Origin of the sequence: Pseudoalteromonas phenolica, from assembly GCF_001444405.1 — a bacterium.
Taxonomy (GTDB): Bacteria; Pseudomonadota; Gammaproteobacteria; order Enterobacterales; family Alteromonadaceae; genus Pseudoalteromonas; species Pseudoalteromonas phenolica.
On record NZ_CP013187.1, the window covers coordinates 2,389,043 to 2,413,253 of the forward strand.

The window sequence follows — 24,211 nt, forward strand, 5'->3', positions numbered from 1 at the left end:
TTATCCAAAAGTTAAAAGGAGCGAATAATCGCTCCTTTTTATTTACGGTGTATTTATTAGTTATTACTAACTAATTTATTCGCCCTCTGACTCTTCTTGGTTATGTAACTCAAGTGAAGCAGACATTGCTTGTTCACGTGTTGATTTTGCAGAGTCATTACGTAACGCATCAATACGATTTAGGTATTCTTGATCGATATCACCTGTGATGTACTGACCATCAAATACTGATGTTTCGAACTCTGTTACTTCAGGGTTTTCTTGACGAACTGCAGCGATTAGATCTTCAATAGATTGATAGATTAAGCCGTCTGAACCAATACTCTGGTTGATATCATCTACTTCACGACCGTGTGCAATTAGCTCTGCAGCTGATGGCATGTCGATACCATATACGTTCGGGAAGCGAACTTCTGGGGCAGCTGAAGCAAAGTATACGTTTTTCGCGCCTGCTTCACGAGCCATCTCAACGATCTGAGCTGAAGTTGTACCACGTACAATTGAGTCATCTACAAGTAATACGTTTTTACCTTCAAATTCTCTGTCGATCGCATTTAGTTTACGACGTACAGATTTCTTACGCATTTCTTGACCTGGCATAATAAATGTACGGCCTATATAACGGTTCTTCACAAAACCTTGACGGTAAGGCTTGTCTAAAACCGTAGCAATTTCTAGCGCAACATCACATGACGTTTCAGGGATTGGAATAACCACATCGATGTCTTTATCAGCCCATTCGCGAGCGATCTTCTCACCTAGCTTTGTACCCATATTTACACGTGTCGCGTAAACTGACATGTTATCAATTACAGAGTCAGGACGTGCGAAGTATACAAACTCAAAAATACACGGTGCGTGTTGTGTATTAACAGCACACATTTGCGAGAATAGTTGACCATCTTCAGTTACGTAAATTGCTTCACCTGGTGCTACGTCACGAACAAATTCAAAGCCGTCCGCTTTAAGTGCTACGCTTTCAGAAGCAAACATATACTCAGTGCCGCTTTCAGTTTCACGCTTACCATATACAAGTGGACGAATACCTTTCGGATCACGGAAAGCCACGATACCGTGACCAATGATCATCGCAATACTTGCGTAACCACCAACAACTAGCTCATTCACATTTGAAATTGCACTGAACATATCTTCAGCTTCAAGCTTCAACTTACCTGATTTGCAAAGTTGATGCGCTAAGATGTTTAAAAGAATTTCAGAATCTGAAGTGGTGTTTACATGACGGCGAGCTTGGCTGAATAATAACTCTTTAAGCGCTTCTGCGTTTGTTAGGTTACCATTGTGCGCTAAGGCAATACCAAATGGAGAGTTTACATAAAATGGCTGTGCCTCTGCAGAACTTGAAGAGCCTGCAGTTGGGTAACGCACATGGCCGATACCAATATTGCCTTGAAGCCGCTTCATATGGCGGGTATGAAACACATCTTTAACAAGGCCGTTTGCTTTTCTTAAGCTAAACGTATTGTTATCGATTGTGATGATGCCTGCTGCATCTTGCCCACGATGTTGCAAAACAGTTAAGCCGTCATACAAAGCCTGATTAACAGGAGATGTTGCGACTATACCAACGATACCACACATTAAATTTTTCCTCGCCGATTAACGGTTTCCGATTAACGGTTCACTGAATTTAAAAAGCTGGAGTTGTCTTCTAAGTAAGAGAAAAACCACTCAATAACAAAACTAAATTCAGGGATCAAAGTTGATGCTGTCCACCAAGGTGCATCTGGTGCACCGGTAAACGCATCCAGAAAAAACAGTAAGGCGCTCACGACTAATACACCTCGAAGTGCACCAAACACAATACCTATGATACGGTCGGTGCCTGACAGGCCTGTACGCTGTACAAGTTCTGACAGAATATAATTAACAAGCCCACCCAACAGTATGGTCGCAAAAAATAATATGGCAATTGCGGCCGCATTTCTTAAAAGGGGTTCTGAAATGGATGTAAGGAAGGTTGCTAGATATTGATAGAATAAACTAGAAATGAAGAATGCGCTGATCCAGACAACCAATGACATTGCTTCTTTTACAAAGCCTCGCATTAATCCGAATAAGGTGGAAAGACCAACTATACCGAGAATCGCGTAATCAACCCAGTTCATAATAACCAACAAGTCGTTAATTTGGGGCGCATTCTATAAGAGCCAAGAGTCAATTACCAGATCATTTTGTTATATCGAATTGAGTTAGTCGGCCTTTTAGCTTTGTAAGCCTTTCTAACTCAGGCAATTTTTGTTCTAAATCGGCTTTATCCAATTGAGGGCCTACGAATACTTTTGTTAACTCACCGTTTCGCGTTTTAATAGGCCGGGTAAATGCGGTAAAACCTGCATTTTTTAGTTTTTTCATTAATGCCTGAACATTGGCTTTATGAGAAAAACTACCTAACTGTATGACGTATGCCATGCTGGTTAAATTAGACGTTTCTGAACGCTTTAAAGGATCTACTTTAGCTTCTACAACTTGTTGTTGGGGTTTTATTACCTCAACCTCTGGTTTTGCCTCTTCAACAACTTGTATTGGTTTTGAGCTAGAATCATTTGCCGCTGTGTTCACAACTTCTTTAATTTCTGAGGCATCAACTTTTTCTGTAGAAGCAGGCTCAGCGTCAAGTGCAATTTCTTCATGCAAAGCTTCAGGTTTAATCTCTGGGGCGAGCTCAGCTTTTGCATCAATCTCTTGCTGAATTTCAATTGTAGTGAACTCAGGGCGTTCAGGAATGGCTTTAAAGCCATCTTTGAAGTGAACCTTTTCACCATCAAGAATATTCGGTATAAAAATGATGGCAGCGACCACCACAATACTTGTACCCACTAAACGGTTTAAAAATCCTGAGTTCACAGCTTATCTCTCTATTTTTGCCAATACTGAATTGCTTCTGCAACAGTAAAGAAGGAGCCAAATACAATCATTACCGTCTGGCCATCAAGTTGCGATAACTGACTATCGAGTGCCATATGGACCGAATCGAACATGTTTGCGCTTTGCTGTTGTTCTTGCGATAGCAAAGGTAACAAGTTCGACGCTTGCTCTGCACGTGGGCCATCTAAAGACGCTAATGACCAAAAATCAATTAGTTCAGACACTTCATTGATTACACTGGCTTTATCTTTATCAGCAAGCATAGCGATTAATGCATGGATTTTAAACCCTTGCTGCTTTAACTCTACTAATTTTTGCTTTAGGTAGCGTGCTGATTCAGGGTTATGTGCAACATCGGTGAAAACTTTTGGTGAGTCACTTAGTTTTTGAAAGCGGCCTTCGACTTTTAAATCGCCTAAACATCTTTCAATGACTGATAACTCAGGAAGCAACTCTAAACGTGCCAGTAATGTCAAAGCTGTGGCGACATTTTGTGCCGGAATACTTGGCTTTTCAAACTCACACTCATACGACTTATAACGCCAAACAAAAGAGGATTGTTTTGGTTCGAAGAAAAAGTCTCGCTTAGACAGAATTAACTCAGCTGATATTTCATCACCATACTCAGTGACTGTATGGGGAATATTTAAATCTCCCACTATCGCTGGTTTATCCGCGCGGAAAATACCTGCTTTGTCATAACCAACTAATTCACGGGTATCGCCTAAATACTCTTTATGGTCAAGATCAATCGTTGTTATAACACTCGCAATGGGCTCAACGATATTGGTAGCATCAAAGCGACCACCCAAACCCACTTCAAGTAAGACATAATCGACTTCACAGCGTTTAAAAATCGCCAAAGCGCCTAACGTACCAAATTCAAAATAAGTCAGTGGTGTTTCGCCCCTGCCCTTTTCTAACAAGTCAAAAGCATCGACATGATACTGATCGTCTAACTCTGTACCATTCACACGAACACGTTCGTTATAACGAATTAAATGTGGTGAAGCATACGTGCCCACTGAGTAACCCTGAGCGAGTAGCAGACTTTCTAAGCAACGTGCTGTGGTACCTTTACCGTTTGTACCAGCAATCATGATGATTTTTGAAGAAGAATTGAGAAGATGAACTGAATCGGCAACTTGTTTAATGCGCTCCAAACCCATTTCGATATTGGCAGGATGAACACGCTCTAAATAACAAAGCCAATCATCAAGGCTTGATGATTGGCAAGGTATATCTTGTGACATAAAAACAGCTTAAATTAAAAAATTTACGCTACTCTATGCTCTTGTTCAGTAGATGGCAAGTCCATAAACTTCGCTAAATTACGTGCTAGTGTGTCACGCATTTCACGACGGTCAACAATCATGTCGATTGCACCATGCTCAAGTAGGAACTCTGAACGTTGGAAACCTTCAGGTAATGTTTCACGAACTGTTTGTTCGATAACACGCGGACCTGCGAAACCAATAAGTGCTTTTGGCTCTGCAACATTGATATCACCTAGCATTGCAAGTGAAGCAGATACACCACCCATTGTAGGGTCGGTCATAACTGAGATAAATGGTAAGCCTTTTTCGCTCATTTTAGCCAGTGCAGCACTTGTTTTTGCCATTTGCATCAATGACATAAGTGCTTCTTGCATACGCGCACCGCCTGATGCAGAGAAACATACTAATGGCATATTATGCTCTAAACATTCGTTTACCGCATCAACAAAACGCGCACCCACAACTGAAGCCATTGACCCCCCCATGAAAGAGAATTCAAAAGCAACTGCAGCAACCGGCATACCTTTAAGACGACCAGTCATAGCAACTAGTGCATCTTTTTCACCACTTACTTTTTGTGCAGCAGTGATTCTGTCTGAATACTTTTTAGAATCTTTAAATTTAAGGACATCTTTTGGCTCGTGCTCAATACCGATTTCTTTACGATCAGCATCGTCTAAAAACATTTCAAGGCGCTGACGAGCACTGATACGCATGTGGTGATCACACTTAGGGCATACATTGTGTGATTTTTCTAATTCTGCTTTATACAAAATAGCATCACATGCTGAACATTTTGCCCAAACACCTTCTGGGACTTCTTTTTTGTTATTACCTGATGATTTGGTGGTTCTAGGTAAGATTTTTTCTAACCAACTCATTTGCAATTCTCTTATGCTAATTCTGTGTTGTGGCGTCTGTATTCATTCAGACAAACTGAGCTCATTAAACCATGATTTATTAGACAAAGGTATAAAAAACTGGTCGTATAAGTCTTAAATAAGCCGCCATAATTCATTAACTAACCCAAGCTTTCGCTATAAAATTACTCAATCTCAGTATCTGGTAAGAATAAAGGACCAAGTGGTGTCGACGGTATTTTCCATTGCTCTGGGTAATCAACATCGACTAAATACAATCCATTTGGCTTTGCTGTGGCGCTTGCTTGAGTTCTATCTTTGAGTGCCAGTAATTCTGCCATCCATTCAGTTGGATACTTACCCGTGCCAATATCAAGCAGAGTGCCTGTTATGTTTCTCACCATATGGTGTAAAAAGGCATTGGCTTTCACGTCAATGATGACAAAGTTACCTACACGCTCGACACTTAAGTGCAGCATTTTTCGAAATGGTGTGTTTGATTGGCAATGCACAGCACGAAATGAAGTAAAGTCTTGCTCACCTAACATAACAGGACAAGCTGCTTGCATCAATTTTTCGTCAAGGGGATGATGGTAATGCGTCACTCCGCTTCTTAAAATGCCAGGGCGATATGGGTTATTGTAAATCACATAGCGATAGCGTCGTGCTGTCGCACTAAAACGAGCATGAAATTCATCATCGACCACTTGCGCAAACTGGATCGCAATATCGTCAGGCAGTTGCGAGTTAGCACCTAAGGTAAATGCGCTCATATCTCGCTCTGAGTGAGTATCAAAATGCACTACCTGACCAGTAGCATGAACACCAGCATCTGTTCGACCTGCACACACCACTTCGACTTCATGGTTACAAATGCGAGACAGAACAGTTTCCAACTCTTGTTGAATACTGTTTACATGAGACTGTCTTTGCCAACCACTGTATTGAGCGCCGTTATATTCGATACCAAGTGCTACACGCATGAATTTATTACCTCTGTCTAGACTAGCGCAGCATTCTAAGCCATCGTGACTTTGAATTAAAGAGAGAACTGAACGCTAGAAAAAATAAAGGAGGCTAACGCCTCCTTTATTACTGATTGTTTAAATGACCAAAACTCAGCTTATACATTAGGACTGTATTTTGTCTCTTAGTGAGCTCGCTTCAGCTTGGACTGATTCAGGCCCTGCATTGATCACTTCTTCGATAATGGCGAGTGCACTCTCACTGTCATCAATTTCAATATATGCTCTGGCTAAATCTAGTTTTGCAGAAAAACCGTCGGCTTCTAAATCAACATCAGGGGCATTTTCGCCTGCAAGCAAGTCATCAAAATCACCTAAACCAACATCCATATTCGCTTCTTGATAAGGCTCTTCTTCTGCTTCAAAGTCATCACTTTCTGCAAGTAAGTCGTCAATTTCTAAATATTCTTCAACGTCTGGCTGAGAAACCTCATCATCGCTTTCAATCGCAACATCTAAAGTTCCAAGATCTTTATTTAACTCTTCGTTTAGCAAGGTATCGAAATTAAGTTCTACCTCGTCTAAAGACTCTGTATCGATTGGCTCTGGTTCAGCTAAGTCATTCAACAACGCGTCGAAGTCAGTATCAGATATCTCTGACATAAACTGATCTTCTATCGCCGTTTCGTCAATATTTTGCTCAACATGCGATTCCGCTTCTTCGTTGCTAGCAAGATCATCGAGTTCATTTAAAAACGCATCTGGAGATATTTCTTCAATATCTGTTAAAATATCGCCCTCAAACTCATCCTCGATACGGTCATCAATTGACGTTTGGTCACTTGGTAGCTCAGAATCTTCCCTTAGAACGGCTTCCTGTTGAACCGGTGTATCTTGAATTTCTAACGCTTGCTCTTCAGTAACTGCCTCTAGTGCGTCACCTTCATCAAACTCAGGAAATTCTTCGATTTCAAGCTCATTCTCAATGCTCTCAGCTAGTAAGTCCTCTTCAATAGATGGTGCAGTTTCTTCCTGAACTGTTTCTTCTTGAGCTGGTGCATCTTGAACTTCTAGCGCTTGTTCTTCTGTTGCAGCTTCTAGTGCAGCCTCTTCGTCAAAGTCAGGAAAGTCTTCGATTTCCAATTCATCTTCGATGGTGTCAGTTGGTAACTCATCTTCAAAAGGCGACTCAACTTCTTCCTGAAGTGCTTCTTCTGGAGCTGGTGCATCTTGAACTTCTAGCGCTTGTTCTTCTGTTGCAGCTTCTAGTGCAGCCTCTTCGTCAAACTCAGGAAAGTCTTCGATTTCCAATTCATCTTCGATGGTGTCAGTTGGTAACTCATCTTCAAAAGGCGACTCAACTCCTTCCTGAAGTGCTTCTTCTGGAGCTGGTGAATCTTGAATTTCTAGCGCTTGTTCTTCTGTTGCAGCTTCTAGTGCAGCCTCTTCGTCAAACTCAGGAAAGTCTTCGATTTCCAATTCATCTTCGATGGTATCAGCTGGTAACTCATCTTCAAAAGCCGACTCAACTTCTTCCTGAAGTGCTTCTTCTGGAGCTGGTGTATCTTGAACTTCTAATGCTTGTTCTTCTGTTGCAGCTTCTAGTGCAGCCTCTTCGTCAAACTCAGGAAAGTCTTCGATTTCCAATTCATCTTCGATGGTATCAGCTGGTAACTCATCTTCAAAAGCCGACTCAACTTCTTCCTGAAGTGCTTCTTCTGGAGCTGGTGAATCTTGAACTTCTAATGCTTGTTCTTCTGTTGCAGCTTCTAGTGCAGCCTCTTCGTCAAACTCAGGGAAGTCTTCGATTTCTAACTCATCTTCGATGGTATCAGCTGGTAACTCATCTTCAAAAGCCGACTCAACTTCTTCCTGAAGTGCTTCTTCTTTAGCTGGTGAATCTTGAATTTCTAGAACTTGATCTTCTGTAACAGAATCTAATACAGCGTCTTTGTCAAAACCATCTTCAGAGTCAGCTATTTCTTCTTCAATTGCTACGTTTGGTTGCTCTTGTGTTATTTGTTCAGATGACTCTATATCAGCTTCAAAAGGATCATTTTTAGACTCTAAGTTTGTACCTAAAACATCTTCAAAAGAAAGCTCATCGTCAGTAAGCAAGTCATCATCAAGATCATTGCTCGCAGTGTTACCAGCTTCTAAAGCTTGAGAGAGCGCTTGTTCAGTTTCACTGATATTGAGGACATCTTCATCCAGTTCTTCATCTAGATCTAATTCAGGATAACTGTCTAACTCAGCGCTTGGCGTCACCGTATCTATTTCGGGTAACTCTTCCTCAGAAGCTAAATCAATATCATCTGAAAGTGGATCATCACCAAGATCAAGTTCTCCGTCATAACTCTCACCACTGTGCCATTCTTCCTCTGATTCAAGCTCTTCGAGCATTTCATCAACACTCTTCAATGGCTCTTGTGGTGTTCGAATTTCTGGCTCAACGGGAATTTCATCTTCGATGTCATCTGAAAAATGCTGATTCATCGCGTTGAGTTCATCAACAATGCTTTGCTCAATTGACTTGGGTTCTTCGACCTCATTCTCATCAGCTAGATTTTCAAGCTCCGATCTCAACTCTTCGTTTGCTTCGTCTTCTTCAAGCAACTCGTCTAAATCATCAAGTGCAATGTCATTTTCTTCTACTTCATCCTGTTCATTTAGTTCAGCTTCAACAGGATTATCATCTTGCTCTTTATCGATGAGGTTTTCGTCTGGCTCGTCTATTAAGTCGTCGAGATCTAAATCTAAGTCACTTTCTTCATCCGACGGTGTGTCGTTTGCTATGTCTTCTTCAAGCAGCTCGTCTAAATCATCAAGTGCAATGTCATCTTCTTCTACTTCATCCTGTTCATTTAGTTCAGCTTCAACAGGAATATCATCTTGAATCTCATCGTTCAGATTTTCGTCTGACTCTGACTCGTCCATTAAGTCATCAAGGTCTAAATCTAAGTCACTTCCTTCATCCGACGGTGTGTCGTTTACTACGCCTTCTTGTACTTTACCCTGTTCACTTGGTTCAGCTTCAACAGGAATATCATCTTGAACTTCATCGATTAGGTTTTCGTCTGACTCGTCCATTAAGTCGTCTAGATCTAAATCTAAGTCACTTTCTTCATCAGACGGTGTGTCGTTTGCTATGTCTTCTTCAAGCTGCTCGTCTAAATCATCAAGTGCAATATTGTCTTCTTCTACTTCATCCAGTTCACTTGGTTCAGCTTCAACAGGAATATCATCTTGAATTTCATCAATTAGGTTTTCGTCTGACTCTGGCTCATCCATTAAGTCGTCAAGATCTAAATCTAAGTCACTTTCTTCATCAGACGGTGTGTCGTTTGCTATGTCTTCTTCAAGCTGCTCGTCTAAATCATCAAGTGCAATGTCATCTTCTTCTACTTCATCCAGTTCACTTGGTTCAGCTTCACCAGAATTATCATCTTGAATTTCATCGTTCAGATTTTCGTCTGACTCTGACTCGTCCATTAAGTCGTCAAGATCTAAATCTAAGTCACCTTCTTCATCCGACGGAGTGTCGTTTACTATGTCTTCTTCAAGCAGCTCGTCTAAATCATCAAGTGCAATGTCATCTTCTTCTACTTCATCCTGTTCAATTGGTTCAGCTTCACCAGAATTATCATCTTGAATTTCATCGTTCAGATTTTCGTCTGACTCTGACTCGTCCATTAAGTCGTCAAGATCTAAATCTAAGTCACCTTCTTCATCCGACGGTGTATCGTTTACTATGTCTTCTTCAAGCAGCTCGTCTAAATCATCAAGTGCAATGTCGTCTTCTTTTACTTCATTTTGTTCATTTGGTTCAGCTTCAACAGGATTATCATCTTGCTCTTCATCGATGAGGTTTTCGTCTGGCTCGTCCATTAAGTCGTCGAGATCTAAATCTAAGTCACTTTCTTCATCCGACGGTGTGTCGTTTACTACGTCTTCTTCAAGCAGCTCGTCTAAATCATCAAGTGCAATGTCGTCTTCTTTTACTTCATCTTGTTCATTTGGTTCAGCTTCAACAAGAAGGCCATCTTGATTTGACTCTGCTATTAAATCGTCTATGTCAAAATTATCTTCTGCTGTATTTTCGACTTCTGAACTATCTTGGTCTTGAACTTTATCTAGAAGACCGTCTATATCATCAGTATCGAGGCCTTCCTCTTCGGCGCTTTCTAGCAGACTATCAATGTCGTCAGCATCAACGAGTTGTTCATCAGATGGAGTAGAAATATCTTCTGCAGAGTCTCCTACTTCATCAAGCAGGTCATCTATATCGTCAACATCGAAATCATCTTCGGCAATTTCTACCGCTGGCTCATCGGTTTGCGCAACCTCGTCAAGAAGATTATCTATGTCATCTAAATCGAAGTCTTCATCTGTTCCTTCAGAGTTTTCATCCTTTGGGGGCTGGTCGCCAGCCTCATCGATCAAACTGTCAATATCATCTAGATCGAAATCATCATTATCATTTCCTGAGTCATCTGTAGACGCTTCATCTAGAATTGAATCAATATCAACATCTTCTTGTTGTTCGGTTGCTAATTCTTCACTTAGTGCTGCTAAGGCATCATCACTGACATCTAACTCATCATCAGAAGAGTCGTCAGACTCATTAAATAAATCATCAAGGTCATCAGAGCTCAAGATATCATCACCGCTAGCACTGCCATCGCCATCTAAATCGACCATGTCATCTAGAGAGTCGTCAGCATCAAAGTTTTGCTGTAAAAAATCATCTAGATCATCACTATCTGAACCATCATCAAACGCGACATCATCACTTAAAAGGCTATCTAGTTCATCTTGATCTAAAGTATCGTTGCCTGACTCGAAGCTATCATCTTCTAAAGAATCAAACATCATGTCGTCATCTTCAGGCAAAATGTCATCGTCTAGCTGCACGCTATCTTCAACTGGTACGCTGCTATCTAACGGCGGTACATCTAAGTCCAATGGATCAGCCGCTGCTGCACCTGCGACTCCTGCGGCTCCTGCTGCAGCTGGCGCTTGGGGTAGAAAATCATCTTCGTCATCAGCGTCATTGGCATTCTTTCGTTTACGTAAGAACATGACTAAACCACCAATCACTAATAAAGCTGGTAAAGTTGCCAACAACCCAATCATCACTGGGTTTGAGAGTAAATCAGCGCTTTGTTCTTCTTGTTGCTGTGCTCTTTGACGTTCAATCAAAGCATTTTGAAGTTCGATGACCGACTGCAGCTGTTGCTGAATTTCAGAATCTTGCCCAAGCTGGTTACGAACGTTTTGTAGCTCTTCAGAAATGTTCGTAAGCTGACCTTTTAGCTTGTTGTTTTCTTCTAGTATTTCTTCAACACTGCGAACAGAGTTCTTAAATTGTGATTGTAGCTCCTGTAGCTTAGCATCTTGCTCCATTTGCAATGACTTAAGTTGCGAAGTAAGTTGCTGTTGTGCATTATCAACATCGATTTTTCGTGCTTGCGTAACTTTCTTTTGCGCTTCTTCGATGGTTTGGTTGTCGAGCATGCCGCTCTTTTTTAGCTCCCACAAGTCATCGTCTTGATCAGAACGCTGCTTTGCTATGGCAGGGTTTTCACGACGCATTTCAGCAATGGTCGGTATTTTAAGGTATGCGCCATCGCGCATGTGATTGAGGTTTTTATCTAAAAAAGCATTGGGGTTTTTGCGATAAAGGGCACTCATTACTTGGTACACAGTAACAGAACCGTCATCAGGCCTAACTTTTTGCGCGATTCGCCACAAAGTATCCGAAGGTTTTATCGGGCCGATAGAGCGACCCATTTGACCATAATCGGCATTTTTGGGGCCCTTTAAAATAGTACCTTCTTGTGTATAGGCTGGTATGGTTATCAATGCAAATGCAAAGAAACAAATAAACACTAAACCGCGCATGTTGATCCTTTAGATATCATGTCCAACATCGTGCTAAACATTAAAATATTGCTAATGGTGGCTTTTGCAAGCTCTATTCCAACTGCAAACTATAAACCACTTACATTGGAATATCTATGGCAAAGCTTTGATAAATAATGCCTATACCGTACTAAAGCATGAGAAGATGTGAACAAAGAATATTGTTTATAGTCAATATATTGGCTAGTTTTTAAAAGTGAGGTAATAAAAAAGCGGCAAAACCCTGCCGAGACAGGGTTTTATCATTGCGAATTATAAATAGTTATTTACTAACTCTTCAGCTATTTGCACGCTGTTAGTTGCTGCACCCTTGCGAGTGTTGTCTGAAACTACCCATAGGTTTAAACCATGAGGGTGTGATATGTCAGCGCGTAAACGACCAACATACACAGTGTCATTGCCGCTAGCATCAGATACAGGTGTTGGGTAATCATTTTCGTCTTCGATAAGTTCAACACCAGGCGCATCATTCAGTAATTGCTTAACCTGCTCTAGGTCATATGGCATACGTGTTTCTAAATGTATGGCTTCAGCATGACCAAAGAACACAGGCACACGCACTGCTGTTGGATTCACCATTACCGAGCTGTCACCTAAGATCTTTTGCGTCTCCCACACCATTTTCATTTCTTCTTTGGTATAGCCATTCTCTTGGAAAGCATCAATTTGTGGGATCACATTAAACGCGATTTGCTTAGGGAAAACATCGTTTTCCATCGGGCGCGCATTCATTAAGTTAGCTGTTTGCTTTGCCAGCTCATCAACCGCTTCTTTGCCAGCACCAGAAACCGCTTGGTATGTCGATACGTTAATTCGGTCAATCCCATAAGCATCGTAAATAGGCTTAAGTGCAACCAGCATTTGAATTGTCGAGCAATTTGGATTAGCAATAATGTTGCGATTTCTAAAGTCTGCCAAGTTATGTGCGTTTACTTCAGGCACAATCAGAGGAACATCATAGTCATATCTGAAATGCGAGGTATTGTCGATTACAACACAGCCCGCTTCTGCGGCGATGGGTGCATATTTTTCTGATACGCTGCCACCTGCTGAGAATAAACCAATGTGTGCGTTCGAAAAGTCAAACTCTTCGACATCCAAGACTGTTACTTTTTCGCCATTAAAGTCAATTTCTTCACCCGCACTTCTGCTGCTTGCAAGCGGGAAAAGCTGATCAACTGGAAACTTACGTTCTGCCAATGTTTCGATGATTTGACGACCAACAAGGCCTGTTGCGCCAAGCACGGCGACATTAAATTTCTGAGACATTTGACCTCATCCTATTCTGAAACTGTAAAGCCAAGTGTTGCGAGTTGTTCCGCAAATTGACTACCATTATTTTTTACTGTCACTGTACTGAATTCTCGTCTTACTGGATAAGATTTTCGAAGGTGATCAAAGCCCTTCTCTGACAGTGATTTTCTTAAAATGCCATCATCTCGTCTAAGATCGTAAACCAGATGAGCAAGTCGACCTAAGTCGTCTTGGCTAAAATTGTCTTGTAATGTGACTTCTGTGATCACAGGGTTTGGTAAAAAGTCACTCAATTGTTTCTCTGCTGGAAAATTTAAAAGCTCACACACTTTTTGATAAAGCATTTGCGTACCACGAGCCTTACCTTCAAGAGTGTGCCCTGCAATATGCACACTGCTGTAACGTACAAAAGGCAATAACTCAGTTAAGATGTTTGGTTCGTTTTCCCATACATCTAACACAAGCTCTAACTGCTTACCTGTTTGCATGCTTTCAAGCAGTGCTTGGTTGTCGATGACTTCGCCACGACACGCATTAATCACTAGCATATTATCTTTTAATTTTGCAATACGCGCTGAATCAATTAAATGCAGGGTTTTATGCTTACCTGTTTTGACTAATGGCACGTGAAATGACACTATGTCAGATTGCGCTAATAGGTTGTCTAACTCTATATGTTCTTGCAGTTCACCATTTTCAAATTTAATCGGGTCACACAACAATAAGTTGATACCACTGCCTTGCAGTTTTTCACGTAAACACTGACCAATGTTGCCTACCCCAACAATACCTAACGTTTTACCTTGCAAGCTTGTTGATGTTTCTTGCGCATAGGCATAAATCGCACTGATCACATACTCTGCAACAGCAACGGCATTACAGCCCGGTGCGCTGCTGAATGCTATTTCTTTGTCGTCAAGTAATTCAGTATCAATATGATCAATACCTATGGTTGCAGTACCCACAAATTTTAGCTTTTTAGCATACCGTAATAGCTCAGCGTTTACTTTTGTTACTGAGCGGGTCAGCAAAATATCAACGTCTTCGATTTGTTCAGGCTTGGCGTTACGCCCATCGAATCGCGTTACACTGCCTAAATCAGCAAAATACTCCTCAACTAAGGGCATATTTTGATCTGCCAAAATTTTCATCTATTTTTTCCGTGGTAACTGCAAAAGCGCATTGTAACCGCGGTATCAATAAATTGCGACTCAGTGACTTTGATTCAGCAGCTTTATTGACCAGATAACTGGACAAAATCATTAAATCGTGCAAATTTCAAACTCATCAGATGACTTGCAATCATTAGCAGTTAGAGCTAGTCTAAAGCCTAGTGGTCAGACCACCATAACAAGGAAAATAATATGACTCTGATTTTTGTATTAATCTTAATCGCGCTACTCAGTGTCGCTAGCTATCACAGAGCTAGTTGGCATAGCTGCGTAGCGGTAGCTGGGGCAACCTTGCTAGTCGGTACTATTGCTGGTGCATTTGGTGCTTTATCTTGGCTAATTTTCTTAGCTATCGTATTGCCTTTATCACTAAGTAATATTCGTCAACAGTATATCAGTGGCCCGCTTTTTAAAGCATTTAAAAAGGTCACGCCAACTATGTCAGAAACCGAGAAGTCTGCAATCGATGCGGGTACTACTTGGTGGGAAGCTGATTTATTCTGCGGCAACCCAGACTGGCGTAAGCTTCACCAATACCCTAAACCTCGTTTAACGCCTGAAGAACAAGCTTTCTTAGATGGTCCGGTAGAAGAAGTATGTGCCATGCTTGACGATTGGAAAGCGACGCACGAATTAACAGATCTACCAGAAGACGTTTGGCAATATTTAAAAGACAACAAATTCTTCGCGATGATCATCAAGAAGCAATATGGCGGTCTTGAATTTTCAGCTTATGCACAATCTTGTGTGCTACAAAAGCTAACCAGTAAATCGACTCTTCTATCTTCGATTGTGGGTGTACCAAACTCGTTAGGTCCGGGTGAGCTACTACAGCACTATGGTACGCAAGAGCAAAAAGACCATTACCTTCCTCGCCTTGCCAAAGGTGATGAAATTCCATGCTTCGCATTAACGTCTCCTGAAGCGGGTTCTGATGCCTCTTCAATTCCTGATTTCGGTGTGGTTTGTAAAGGCGAATGGAACGGCGAAGAAACTTTGGGTATTCGTTTAACTTGGAATAAGCGTTACATCACGCTTGCCCCTGTTGCAACTGTATTAGGTTTAGCATTTAAACTACGTGACCCTGATGGTTTACTGGGTGATGACAAAGAACCTGGTATTACGTGCGCGCTGATCCCAACTAACACACCAGGTGTTAAAATTGGTCGACGCCACTTCCCACTAAACGTGCCATTCCAAAATGGTCCAACGCAAGGTGAAGATATTTTCGTGCCTATCGACTACATCATTGGTGGCGCAAAAATGGCTGGTCAGGGCTGGCGCATGCTGGTTGAATGTTTATCTGTGGGACGTGTTATCACACTGCCTTCAAACTCTACAGGTGGTATCAAGTCGTTGGCACTTGCAAGTGGTGCATACAGCCGTATTCGTCGCCAGTTCAAATTACCAATCGGTAAGATGGAAGGTATCGAAGAAGCATTGGCTAAATTAGGTGGTTATGCCTACAGCACTGACGCTGCAGTTACAATGTCGACAGGTGCTGTCGACTTAGGTGAAAAGCCATCTGTTGTTTCAGCTATTCTTAAATACCATTTAACTGAGCAGATGCGCGACTCTACCAAGCATGCTATGGATATACATGGTGGTAAAGGTATCTGTTTAGGCCCTAACAACTATTTAGGCCGTGGCTACCAAGGCGCTCCAATTGCGATTACCGTTGAAGGTGCAAATATTCTTACTCGTAATATGATCATTTATGGTCAAGGTGCTATTCGCTGTCACCCATTTGTACTTGCTGAGCTAAATGCGGTATCAATGGAAGACAAACGCGAAGCGCTTAACAGTTTTGATAAGTCTCTAATGGGCCATATTGGTTTCACTATTTCGAACCTTGTACGTACTAAGTGGCTAGCGTTAACGGGCGCTCGTTTTACGAAAGTACCTTTCAATGACGAAACAGCTGATTACTACCGTAACGCAGCACGCTTCAGTGCAGCTTTAGCCTTTATGTCTGATATCTGTATGGCAGTATTTGGTGGCTCACTAAAACGCAAAGAACGTATTTCTGCACGTTTAGGTGACTTACTAAGTTATTTATACCTAGTATCTGCAACACTAAAACGCTACAACGATGAAGGTCGTCAAATTGAAGATCTTCCGTTTGTACAGTGGAGTTGTCAAGAACACCTATATCTATGTCAACGTGCATTAGCAGATCTGATCAACAATATGCCATTTGCACCACTGCGTTTTGCGCTTAAACTAATGCTATTCCCATTCGGTCGTCCTGTTCGCAAGCCTACCGATAAGCTAGAGCAAAAAGTAGCGCTTTTACTGCAAACGCCGAATAACGCACGTAGCCGTTTAGCTGCTCACATCTACACAACTGATGAGCCGCTCAATCTACTTGGTAAACAAGAGCAAACGCTTAAGGATATCTTAGATATTGAGCCGTTGTTCGATAAGATTTGCCGTGCAAAAGGTCAGAAAATCCCATTCATGCAGTTAGATAAAGTGGCTGCAGATGCACTTGAAGCCGGCATAATCTCTAAAGATGAAGCTGACAAGCTTGCTGCTGTTGAAGCGAAACGTCTTGACGTTATTAACGTTGATGACTTTGACCCTGCTGATTTACTTGCAGGCAAAGCTCGCGTGACTGAAACAAGTTCAAGCGCAGCATAAGTTTACTACTCAAATGAAAACGCCAGCAAATGCTGGCGTTTTTTTAATCCTTCGTTTGGTCTGGTTTCAGATTAATGACATTTACCAGTTTGGCACGCATTAAAGTTTTTATAATGACTAAAAGCAACTATTAAGCTGCCAAAAATAGTCAACAACTTCTCGCCTTCTGCAGGCATTAAATCGTGTGCAAAAAATGCAGCAAATAGAAGAACCACAATACCGAAAGAGCCGTAACCAAAAAGCTGCCACTGCTTATGCTTTTTACACCCTAAAGTCAGTCCGCCTAAGCTAGTCAGTAAAACCCCCACAAGTAACCATCGATGAAACGACTCATCACTGAAAAACATTGCGCCCACAGCAGGTAAAAGTGCCGTAATTAGGGGTAATAGTAAGCAATGCAGCACACACAAAGCTGAAAAGCTGATTGCAAACTTGTCTAACTTACTGGTTAAGTCTCTCATTTTTATATTGCCTTATTCTATTTTCTTAAAGCGATACCTAGCGACTGAGTTTGCACTGGGTACCGCTGTCGATAGTTTGCTTAGAAAACGCCTCTGATACCAAGCGCAATACTTCTGCCTGGTCGTGGGGCTAACTCTTTCAAGAATGAGCTATGTACTCTCGCTTCTGTGTCTGTCAGGTTGTGACCTTTTGCATAGAAAGTAACTTCATGCTCGCCAACAGGTAAATGGTAGGCAATAGACGCATCAACCATAGTGTATCCATCTGTCGCTGTTTCAAGGTATGCAATCTTGTCTTGCTTTTGATAACGAATAACGTCTAGGTTTGCACTGAATTGGCCTGTCTGATAATTAAATTTGGTACCAAAACGCAGTGGCGGGATCATAGGTAAATCACCGCCTTTGTCTAAACTCGCATTCACATAGTCTGTAAAGAACTCAGTCTTTAGTTCACTCGTTACTTGCCAAGCAAATTGTGCTTCGAAGCCATACAGGGTGACATCATCTGTTTTAAACACATACACAGGTAATTCATCAGAATGCTCATCATGACCTTCATGATCGCCGTGGTCGTGGCTATCATGGTCGTGCTCACCATGATCATGATGCTCATGACCACTTGGCGCGAACACTTCTGTCGGTGTCTGGTAATAATAGTTATCAACTTGGTTATAGAACACATTGACTACAACACCAAAGTCTCCTTCAAGCTTTCTAAAAGTCAGATCAATGTTGTTCGCCGTTTCTAGTTCCACATCCTGCTTAGTATCAAAATCAAAGTGCACATTGTCTGTTTCGTGCAAATCAAACATTGCACCCACTTCAAAGGTGCGTGTGCCAATGTGAGGCCCAAATGAGAACAGCTCAGCAGCTGAAGGGGCTCGTTGAGAACGAGAAATAGACACGCCTAAGTTATAGCCCGGTGTAAAGTCCCACACTAAGCCAGCAGAAAGACTAACAGGGTTGAACTCTTGGTCGACTGCGAATACGCGACCTTCCGCGCCGTGGTCGTGGTCGTGGTCGTGGTCGTGGTCGTGGTCGTGGTCGTGGTCGTGGTCGTGGTCGTGGTCGTGGTCATCATGCACATGAAGCTCGACTTCAGGCAACACTACTTTTGGTGCATCGATAGTGACACGTTCAACTCGTGCACCTAACTGTAATAAAACATCGTCAAAGTGTCGCTCTTCCATCCAAGCAAATGCCAAGGTTTCAGTTTCTGATGGCGGTGTAAATGCTTCAGCACCCTGTGCTGAGAAATCACTGCGTTTATAATGAAGACTAAAACCACCTCGCCAGCCATTCATGTCACGATGTAGTGCATCAAACTTTGCTTCAACTGTTTCGTTTGCGAAAATAGTCCCCACTACTCCATGCTCTATTTCAGCGTGTTCATAATCAGTGTAGGCAACACGTGTGTGTAAGCTATCAATTAGGCTATCTGTGAATCGCAGCTCACTTAACAACTGAATACGGTCTTGCTCAAGTTCAGCAAAAACAGGCACCTCTTCATCACCATGGCTATGACCTGGAATGCCATATTCACGTTCTAATTTACCGACAGATACGCCCACATACCCATTATCTAATATATAGCTTGCACCTGCTGTAGCACCCTTTGATTCTTCGCCACTATTGGCAATTTTATTACTACCATGCTCATCTTTTACTGGTACTTTGTAGTCATCAGACTCTCTATAAAAACCATCAAAATGCACTGCGATATTATCGCTGCCAGTATTAATATTTACTGATGCTAATTTCTGGTTATCTACTGAATCATGCTCTATTAGCCACTCTCCAGATTGCTCTACCTCTCTTGGGACGCGTTTATCAACAACATTAACAACACCACCAATTGCGCCACTACCGTAAAACAAGGTTGCAGGACCTCGAAGTACTTCAATTTGCTCAGCCGTTGATGCTTCTGAAGAAACTGAATGATCAGGGCCAACACGAGATGCATCACTTACATCTAAGCCATTTTGGGTAATCAAAACGCGAGGACCACTCAAGCCGCGAATAATTGGTGTACTCGCAACGCCTGCATGGAAGTTAGTATGTACGCCCACCTCTTTGGCTAAACTGTCACCCAAGGTTGCTGACTGTTGATTGCGCAGCGCATCGCCTGATAAAACACTCACAGGTGTCGCTGATTCCATATTTGACGCATGAAATGGGCTTGCAACCACATCAATAACTTCAATGGCTGAAGGCGTTAAAGATACTTTTATATCCTTTAACCCTGACTCAGTTAAATCATAGATCGAGTTAAAGTGTGCAAAACCTGAAGCTGCTGCATGTAACTCTACTTTTCCAGGCTTAATGCCAGATAAAACAAATTGACCTTTTGAATTGGTTTCAACAGCTTTCAGGCTGCCCATAATAGAAACTTTAGCATTAGCGACTGGTTGATTATTTTTATCTAAAACAGTGCCTGAAACTTGGTTTGCAATTGCAGAAAAAGGAAGTGCTGCTGACAGTAGCAACATTACGGGAGATAACTTAAACATCAGTGCCTCAAGAAGAATTGAATTTAAATTGATACAATATAACATATCTAAAATACACTATTTCTGAAGCTGCTAAAACCCGTTTTAAGAATTATTATTATTTAAAAACAAAAAAGGCCCTTTCGGGCCTTCTGTTTAACTGTGAATACTCATACTAAAAAATGACCATTAGCATAATGAAGCTTATTGCCAATGAAGCCCAGACCACAGCCATAAATTGCGGCCTATTCTTGCAAAGAATCAGTACAAGCGGCGTGATCAATAAACTAACCCACATACTCAAATGCGATGAGAAAAGGCAAAGCATTGGCAAAGTAAACATGCTTGATAGCGCAATCAAATACGCGTGCTGAGATCGCTTTATTTGCGGTAACTGATTTAAACTTCTCCAAAATAGCCGATGTTCTTTAACATACTTGTTCGTTTCTATAAATAGACTTGACCACCATAACTGGTTTATTAGCGCACCTCCAAGAGCATACCAATGCACAAGATCAGAACGCTCAGTCACTATGATAAAAACCGCCCAAAACACTAACCCACTCATGGTAAAGCGCCAAGTCAGAGACCAAATGTTGTCTTTAAAATAACTCAACCAAAATGTCCAAGGTGTGATAGTTATCTGATAAGAACAATTGAGCCGTTTTGGTAAATATAACGATATTAGTAGCAATAAGTTTAGCGCTAAAAAAAACATCAAGACTGATTCAAAAAATAATAGGCCTATAAATGCAAGAACACTTGCCCAAATAACTGCCGCAGGTCGATACATTAATACAAGAGCAAAACTAAGTTGTGTAAAGGCAAACACAAGATAGTGCGGCGCACGGCTCAGTTTGTCAGCCCCCATTGCTATCATCAAGAATACACTCAAGCCAAACAAAAGATGGCACATCATTAGAGCTGTAATATCACTCAGTATTTGCGGAAACTTATTTTTGAGTAATGTGGTATGAAAAGTACGATGTTTTAGGTCTAAAATCGCAGGTTTTAGCACAGTCATTAACAAAGATTGAAAAATTAAATATGCCAAACCGACTTGCATACTGACCACTTCACTGCTGCTTTGTACAATTTTACCTAAGCCAAAAAATAAGCCCGCAATAAGTCCTGGTAAGAAAATATAAAACATCGTCATGAGCATAAGTACAAACTGTTGAAGCTGTTTAAATAGCTCATTTATGGCGAGACTAAATGCCTGATGACGGTATGAAAAGTAATGCTTCATAGCGCTTACTCTCCGAACAAGGGCTGCTGTTCAAAGCCAATTTCAACGAAAGGCTCTGGCTCATGACAACTAATTATTAATTGCCCTTTATACTGCTCAATCCAAGCTAGTAGCGCTTTTACACTCTCTGTATCAAGCGCTGCACTCGGCTCATCTAGAATTAAATAATCACAGTGACGCATCATGGCATTAATTAATTGCAGTTTCTTTTGGTTACCCGAAGACAACTCACCTACTTTAGTATCGAGAAACTGATTGAAATGTAACATCTCACAAAATGCATCTGGCCATTTACATTGCCAACTAGACTGCGTGAGCGTCAATATTTGTTTCGCAGTTAAAAAAGTAGGAAAAGGAATTTTGTCTGAGGCAATAGCAACTTTATTTTGTAATTTCGCAACCTTATTTCCACCTAATAAAATTTCCCCACTGTAATGAGGGTCGAGGCCAGCAATAATGGTAAATAACGTTGTTTTCCCCAAGCCATTTTCGGCTTCAATACACAGCTTATTTGCATTAAAAACGCTTGAGTAATTTTGAAAAACGATTTTATTTGCAAAGCTCTTGGTAAGATTTTTTACTTCAATCACACGATACTCCTTTTTGAAGAGCATGACTGTAGCATATTTAGGGATAAAGATACGGGAAGAATAAGAGAAGTTTACTGGCAGCCTCTACAGGAATCGAACCTGTAACTACCCCTTAGGAGGGGGTCGTTATATCCATTTAACTAAGAGGCCAAGCCATTGATATTTATAATATATAGCTAATCGTTCAGATTCAAGTCTACAGAGCTTGTTAAGCTAAAAATTTAAGCGATGCAAATTAAGTTATCTCGAAGACACTAAAATGTTTTCTGTTCTCAATACATACCAAGGGATCATTTTGCTCGATGTTGCTATGACCTTTTTGCTTTCAAGCGACATAACACGGGCATTCACGAGCACACCTTTATCGCGATAAAGCATGGTGCCAGATAACACATATTCAGCTGCATCAGAGTTAAATTTTGATTCAGACTTTCGGCTAAAAACATAATCTCCCTTTCGAGAAATATACACATTATCCATCAGTTTAGTATCAACAACTTGATAGCCAAATCGATGTAATTGATGCATAAATGTTTCAGCCAATTGATTCCCTAACTGATCACTGGTCTGCAACGTGCCATCTAAACGAACAAATGAAGCAACAGCGAGCTCTGTCGACATCTTTTGTGCCTCATTTAACAAATCAGACAACTCAATGGCCATCTGCTCCACATAATTGTCGAGTTTTACAAAATGATTCATTGGTACATAGTCAGGCTTAGTTGGCTGAATTTCTTCATGTTCAATCTCAGACTGCATTTTAGTAGAGACTGCGTCTGTCTCCATTGGCTGCTCATTCATCACAACCACGGATTGACTCATAGCTGGCTGTCCCATTAATAAACTGCAGCCAGAAAGAGTAACAGCTGACGTTAAAATTGAGAGCAAAGAGAGAGTTTTCATCTAGTCCTCCTATCTTGCATTTGATTTCAACATGATCCCGTCAGTGCGCTCACTGCTGCCAAGTGCATCTAATACAGATTGCGGGATTAAGCCTTGAGCAGAGCCGACAACCGCTTTACTTTGCAAGCCAACAACACGGACGTTAACTAATACACCGCCTTTATGATTGACTAGAGTACCTGCCATCACATATTGAAAGTTTTGCTCTTCATCAAGCTCTAGATAATCACGACTGAATACGAAATCACCTTTTGGTGTTACACGCATATAGCCTGTTGTTTTGAAGTCGATAACAGGGATACCGTATTGATATAGCTCATGCATAAAGCTTTCTGAGATCTGGTTGCCTAGTAGCGTCCCCTCGTCATACTTGTCGTCTAAAAATACAAAGCTGGCAACAGCCAATGGCGTATTTTGATTTACATATTTTAGGTTTGACGCCAAGTCTTGCATCATACCGCGGACATAATGGTTGATGTTTTTTTTAGGGCCATTATGTGTACCAAACATTTGCTTTTGCTCAGGCGTTTCAGCTTGAAAGAACTGATTGGTATTCATAGGTGACTGTATACTGCGTGTTATTTTAGTCGAATGAATAGTTTGCGCATTACTCTCGTAATTCTCTTGCATTGTAGCGCAGCCCATAACTGATAATGCTAATAATGATGTTAACAGTGCTTTCATGTTCTGCTCCTAATTAATACTCTGCTCGGTATAGTTTGTCGTTGCGCATTTGTACTTTTTCGTCTGTCCACATGACGTTAATCGGTACTTCTGCAAAACCTGCTGAAATCACTTGCCCATTGAGGACATTAACCAAACGCGCATTAATCATGTTTGCATGCTCTTGTCGTGTGATAGTGCCAAGAATAACGTAGTCAATGTTTTGACGAGCTCTAAGGTTGTTAAGGTCACGTGTCAACATATCCTCATGATGTTCACTGACTGTGATTGAATTGCTAAGTCTATGTTCAACCATGCTATAACCTAGTTGGGTCATTTGGGTTATCAAACTTTCTTGAATTTGCTGGCTAAGACCACTGCTTTGCTGAACGGCAGTTTTTTGCCCCAACTCAGTTGCCATAGTGAAGCTCATAACGGCAATACTAGCATTTCTAAGCCTGCCCGCTTCACCTCGATATAACTGCGAAGCTAAATTACTAGTGTATTGGTGAAGTGAGAAACTAGACATGCCCTTTACCTCCATAGGTAACGACCCCTCTACCCCCTTGGGGTTAGCTAGTTCTTCTTCTCGTTTAATCTCATTTAATAACTGGCAGCCACTTAATAACGTGAAAAGGGCTAATATACACAGGCGCATGACAACTCCGCATAAATCTTTTCTTAAAAAAAGCAAGAATCACGCCAAGCAAATTCCGCGTTCAAACTCATTAGTAAACTTATCGACCAGTTTCTAGATAACTTAAGGTAGAAGTAACATTAAAGGAAGGGAATAATTTAAATGTATGTAACAAGCATCAAAGTACTATTGCCCCTATTCAAACAAAAATTAAAAATAGGGGCTAATAGGTAT

At 41.3% G+C, this 24,211-nt stretch carries 17 protein-coding genes and 1 tRNA gene; 1 reads left to right on the plus strand and 17 read right to left on the minus strand.

The window, feature by feature from the left end; all coding sequences use genetic code 11:
* Positions 1-75: 75 nt before the first annotated feature.
* The 9 genes from purF to PP2015_RS10530 all read right to left on the minus strand — a co-directional run bounded on the left by purF (position 76) and on the right by PP2015_RS10530 (position 14,321).
* Complete coding sequence (gene purF, locus PP2015_RS10490; protein ID WP_058030235.1) at positions 76-1,602, minus strand: amidophosphoribosyltransferase; 1,527 nt, start codon at positions 1,600-1,602, stop codon at positions 76-78.
* Between the two features lie 32 nt (positions 1,603-1,634).
* On the minus strand, positions 1,635-2,129 hold the full coding sequence (locus PP2015_RS10495) for a CvpA family protein (protein ID WP_058030237.1): 495 nt from the start codon (positions 2,127-2,129) through the stop codon (positions 1,635-1,637).
* 61 nt (positions 2,130-2,190) lie between these two features.
* Complete coding sequence (locus tag PP2015_RS10500) at positions 2,191-2,868, minus strand: SPOR domain-containing protein (RefSeq protein ID WP_058030239.1); 678 nt, start codon at positions 2,866-2,868, stop codon at positions 2,191-2,193.
* An 11-nt stretch (positions 2,869-2,879) separates the two neighbouring features.
* Complete coding sequence (folC, locus tag PP2015_RS10505) at positions 2,880-4,142, minus strand: bifunctional tetrahydrofolate synthase/dihydrofolate synthase (RefSeq protein WP_058030240.1); 1,263 nt, start codon at positions 4,140-4,142, stop codon at positions 2,880-2,882.
* A gap of 23 nt (positions 4,143-4,165) precedes the next feature.
* The gene (accD, locus tag PP2015_RS10510) at positions 4,166-5,047 is read right to left on the minus strand and encodes an acetyl-CoA carboxylase, carboxyltransferase subunit beta (RefSeq protein ID WP_058030242.1); all 882 of its coding nucleotides are present in this window, start codon (positions 5,045-5,047) and stop codon (positions 4,166-4,168) included.
* Between the two features lie 164 nt (positions 5,048-5,211).
* Positions 5,212-6,009 (minus strand): tRNA pseudouridine(38-40) synthase TruA, encoded by a 798-nt coding sequence (truA, locus tag PP2015_RS10515; protein WP_058030244.1) that lies wholly within the window; start codon positions 6,007-6,009, stop codon positions 5,212-5,214.
* Positions 6,010-6,156: 147 nt separating this feature from the next.
* On the minus strand, positions 6,157-11,895 hold the full coding sequence (locus PP2015_RS10520) for a FimV/HubP family polar landmark protein (protein ID WP_058030245.1): 5,739 nt from the start codon (positions 11,893-11,895) through the stop codon (positions 6,157-6,159).
* Between the two features lie 273 nt (positions 11,896-12,168).
* Positions 12,169-13,185 (minus strand): aspartate-semialdehyde dehydrogenase, encoded by a 1,017-nt coding sequence (locus PP2015_RS10525; protein WP_058030247.1) that lies wholly within the window; start codon positions 13,183-13,185, stop codon positions 12,169-12,171.
* A gap of 11 nt (positions 13,186-13,196) precedes the next feature.
* Positions 13,197-14,321, minus strand: coding sequence for a 4-phosphoerythronate dehydrogenase (locus PP2015_RS10530; RefSeq protein WP_058030248.1), 1,125 nt, complete (start codon positions 14,319-14,321; stop codon positions 13,197-13,199).
* 213 nt (positions 14,322-14,534) lie between these two features.
* Here PP2015_RS10530 and fadE point away from each other — a divergent pair, with 213 nt between their 5' ends.
* Complete coding sequence (gene fadE, locus PP2015_RS10535; protein ID WP_058030250.1) at positions 14,535-16,985, plus strand: acyl-CoA dehydrogenase FadE; 2,451 nt, start codon at positions 14,535-14,537, stop codon at positions 16,983-16,985.
* Between the two features lie 71 nt (positions 16,986-17,056).
* Here the strand turns inward: fadE and PP2015_RS10540 are convergent, their stop codons facing one another.
* The 8 genes from PP2015_RS10540 to PP2015_RS10575 all read right to left on the minus strand — a co-directional run bounded on the left by PP2015_RS10540 (position 17,057) and on the right by PP2015_RS10575 (position 23,998).
* Entirely contained in the window at positions 17,057-17,446 is a 390-nt protein-coding gene (locus tag PP2015_RS10540; RefSeq protein WP_058030252.1) for a MerC domain-containing protein, read from the minus strand.
* Between the two features lie 80 nt (positions 17,447-17,526).
* Positions 17,527-19,956, minus strand: a complete 2,430-nt coding sequence (locus PP2015_RS10545) for a TonB-dependent receptor (RefSeq protein ID WP_058030254.1) — start codon at positions 19,954-19,956, stop codon at positions 17,527-17,529.
* A 154-nt stretch (positions 19,957-20,110) separates the two neighbouring features.
* Complete coding sequence (locus tag PP2015_RS10550; protein WP_058030255.1) at positions 20,111-21,184, minus strand: DUF6136 family protein; 1,074 nt, start codon at positions 21,182-21,184, stop codon at positions 20,111-20,113.
* A 5-nt stretch (positions 21,185-21,189) separates the two neighbouring features.
* The gene (locus PP2015_RS10555) at positions 21,190-21,774 is read right to left on the minus strand and encodes an ABC transporter ATP-binding protein (protein ID WP_058030257.1); all 585 of its coding nucleotides are present in this window, start codon (positions 21,772-21,774) and stop codon (positions 21,190-21,192) included.
* Positions 21,775-21,849: 75 nt separating this feature from the next.
* Positions 21,850-21,924, minus strand: a tRNA-Arg gene (locus tag PP2015_RS10560).
* Positions 21,925-22,014: 90 nt separating this feature from the next.
* Entirely contained in the window at positions 22,015-22,677 is a 663-nt protein-coding gene (locus tag PP2015_RS10565; protein WP_058030258.1) for a FlgO family outer membrane protein, read from the minus strand.
* A 9-nt stretch (positions 22,678-22,686) separates the two neighbouring features.
* The gene (locus PP2015_RS10570; protein ID WP_058030260.1) at positions 22,687-23,361 is read right to left on the minus strand and encodes a FlgO family outer membrane protein; all 675 of its coding nucleotides are present in this window, start codon (positions 23,359-23,361) and stop codon (positions 22,687-22,689) included.
* Positions 23,362-23,374: 13 nt separating this feature from the next.
* Positions 23,375-23,998 (minus strand): FlgO family outer membrane protein, encoded by a 624-nt coding sequence (locus tag PP2015_RS10575; RefSeq protein ID WP_083496565.1) that lies wholly within the window; start codon positions 23,996-23,998, stop codon positions 23,375-23,377.
* Positions 23,999-24,211: the final 213 nt, after the last annotated feature.

Excerpts from the sequence above, each read along its gene's own strand:
- PP2015_RS10525 (WP_058030247.1), bottom strand. The coding sequence starts at position 13,185 with ATGTCTCAGAAATTTAATGTCGCCGTGCTTGGCGCAACAGGCCTTGTT.
- accD (WP_058030242.1), bottom strand. The coding sequence starts at position 5,047 with ATGAGTTGGTTAGAAAAAATCTTACCTAGAACCACCAAATCATCAGGT.
- truA (WP_058030244.1), bottom strand. The coding sequence starts at position 6,009 with ATGCGTGTAGCACTTGGTATCGAATATAACGGCGCTCAATACAGTGGT.
- PP2015_RS10570 (WP_058030260.1), bottom strand. The coding sequence starts at position 23,361 with ATGAAAGCACTGTTAACATCATTATTAGCATTATCAGTTATGGGCTGC.
- PP2015_RS10565 (WP_058030258.1), bottom strand. The coding sequence starts at position 22,677 with ATGAAAACTCTCTCTTTGCTCTCAATTTTAACGTCAGCTGTTACTCTT.
- PP2015_RS10520 (WP_058030245.1), bottom strand. The coding sequence starts at position 11,895 with ATGCGCGGTTTAGTGTTTATTTGTTTCTTTGCATTTGCATTGATAACC.
- PP2015_RS10575 (WP_083496565.1), bottom strand. The coding sequence starts at position 23,998 with ATGCGCCTGTGTATATTAGCCCTTTTCACGTTATTAAGTGGCTGCCAG.
- folC (WP_058030240.1), bottom strand. The coding sequence starts at position 4,142 with ATGTCACAAGATATACCTTGCCAATCATCAAGCCTTGATGATTGGCTT.
- PP2015_RS10540 (WP_058030252.1), bottom strand. The coding sequence starts at position 17,446 with ATGAGAGACTTAACCAGTAAGTTAGACAAGTTTGCAATCAGCTTTTCA.
- PP2015_RS10530 (WP_058030248.1), bottom strand. The coding sequence starts at position 14,321 with ATGAAAATTTTGGCAGATCAAAATATGCCCTTAGTTGAGGAGTATTTT.
- PP2015_RS10495 (WP_058030237.1), bottom strand. The coding sequence starts at position 2,129 with ATGAACTGGGTTGATTACGCGATTCTCGGTATAGTTGGTCTTTCCACC.
- purF (WP_058030235.1), bottom strand. The coding sequence starts at position 1,602 with ATGTGTGGTATCGTTGGTATAGTCGCAACATCTCCTGTTAATCAGGCT.
- PP2015_RS10550 (WP_058030255.1), bottom strand. The coding sequence starts at position 21,184 with ATGAAGCATTACTTTTCATACCGTCATCAGGCATTTAGTCTCGCCATA.
- fadE (WP_058030250.1), top strand. The coding sequence starts at position 14,535 with ATGACTCTGATTTTTGTATTAATCTTAATCGCGCTACTCAGTGTCGCT.
- PP2015_RS10545 (WP_058030254.1), bottom strand. The coding sequence starts at position 19,956 with ATGTTTAAGTTATCTCCCGTAATGTTGCTACTGTCAGCAGCACTTCCT.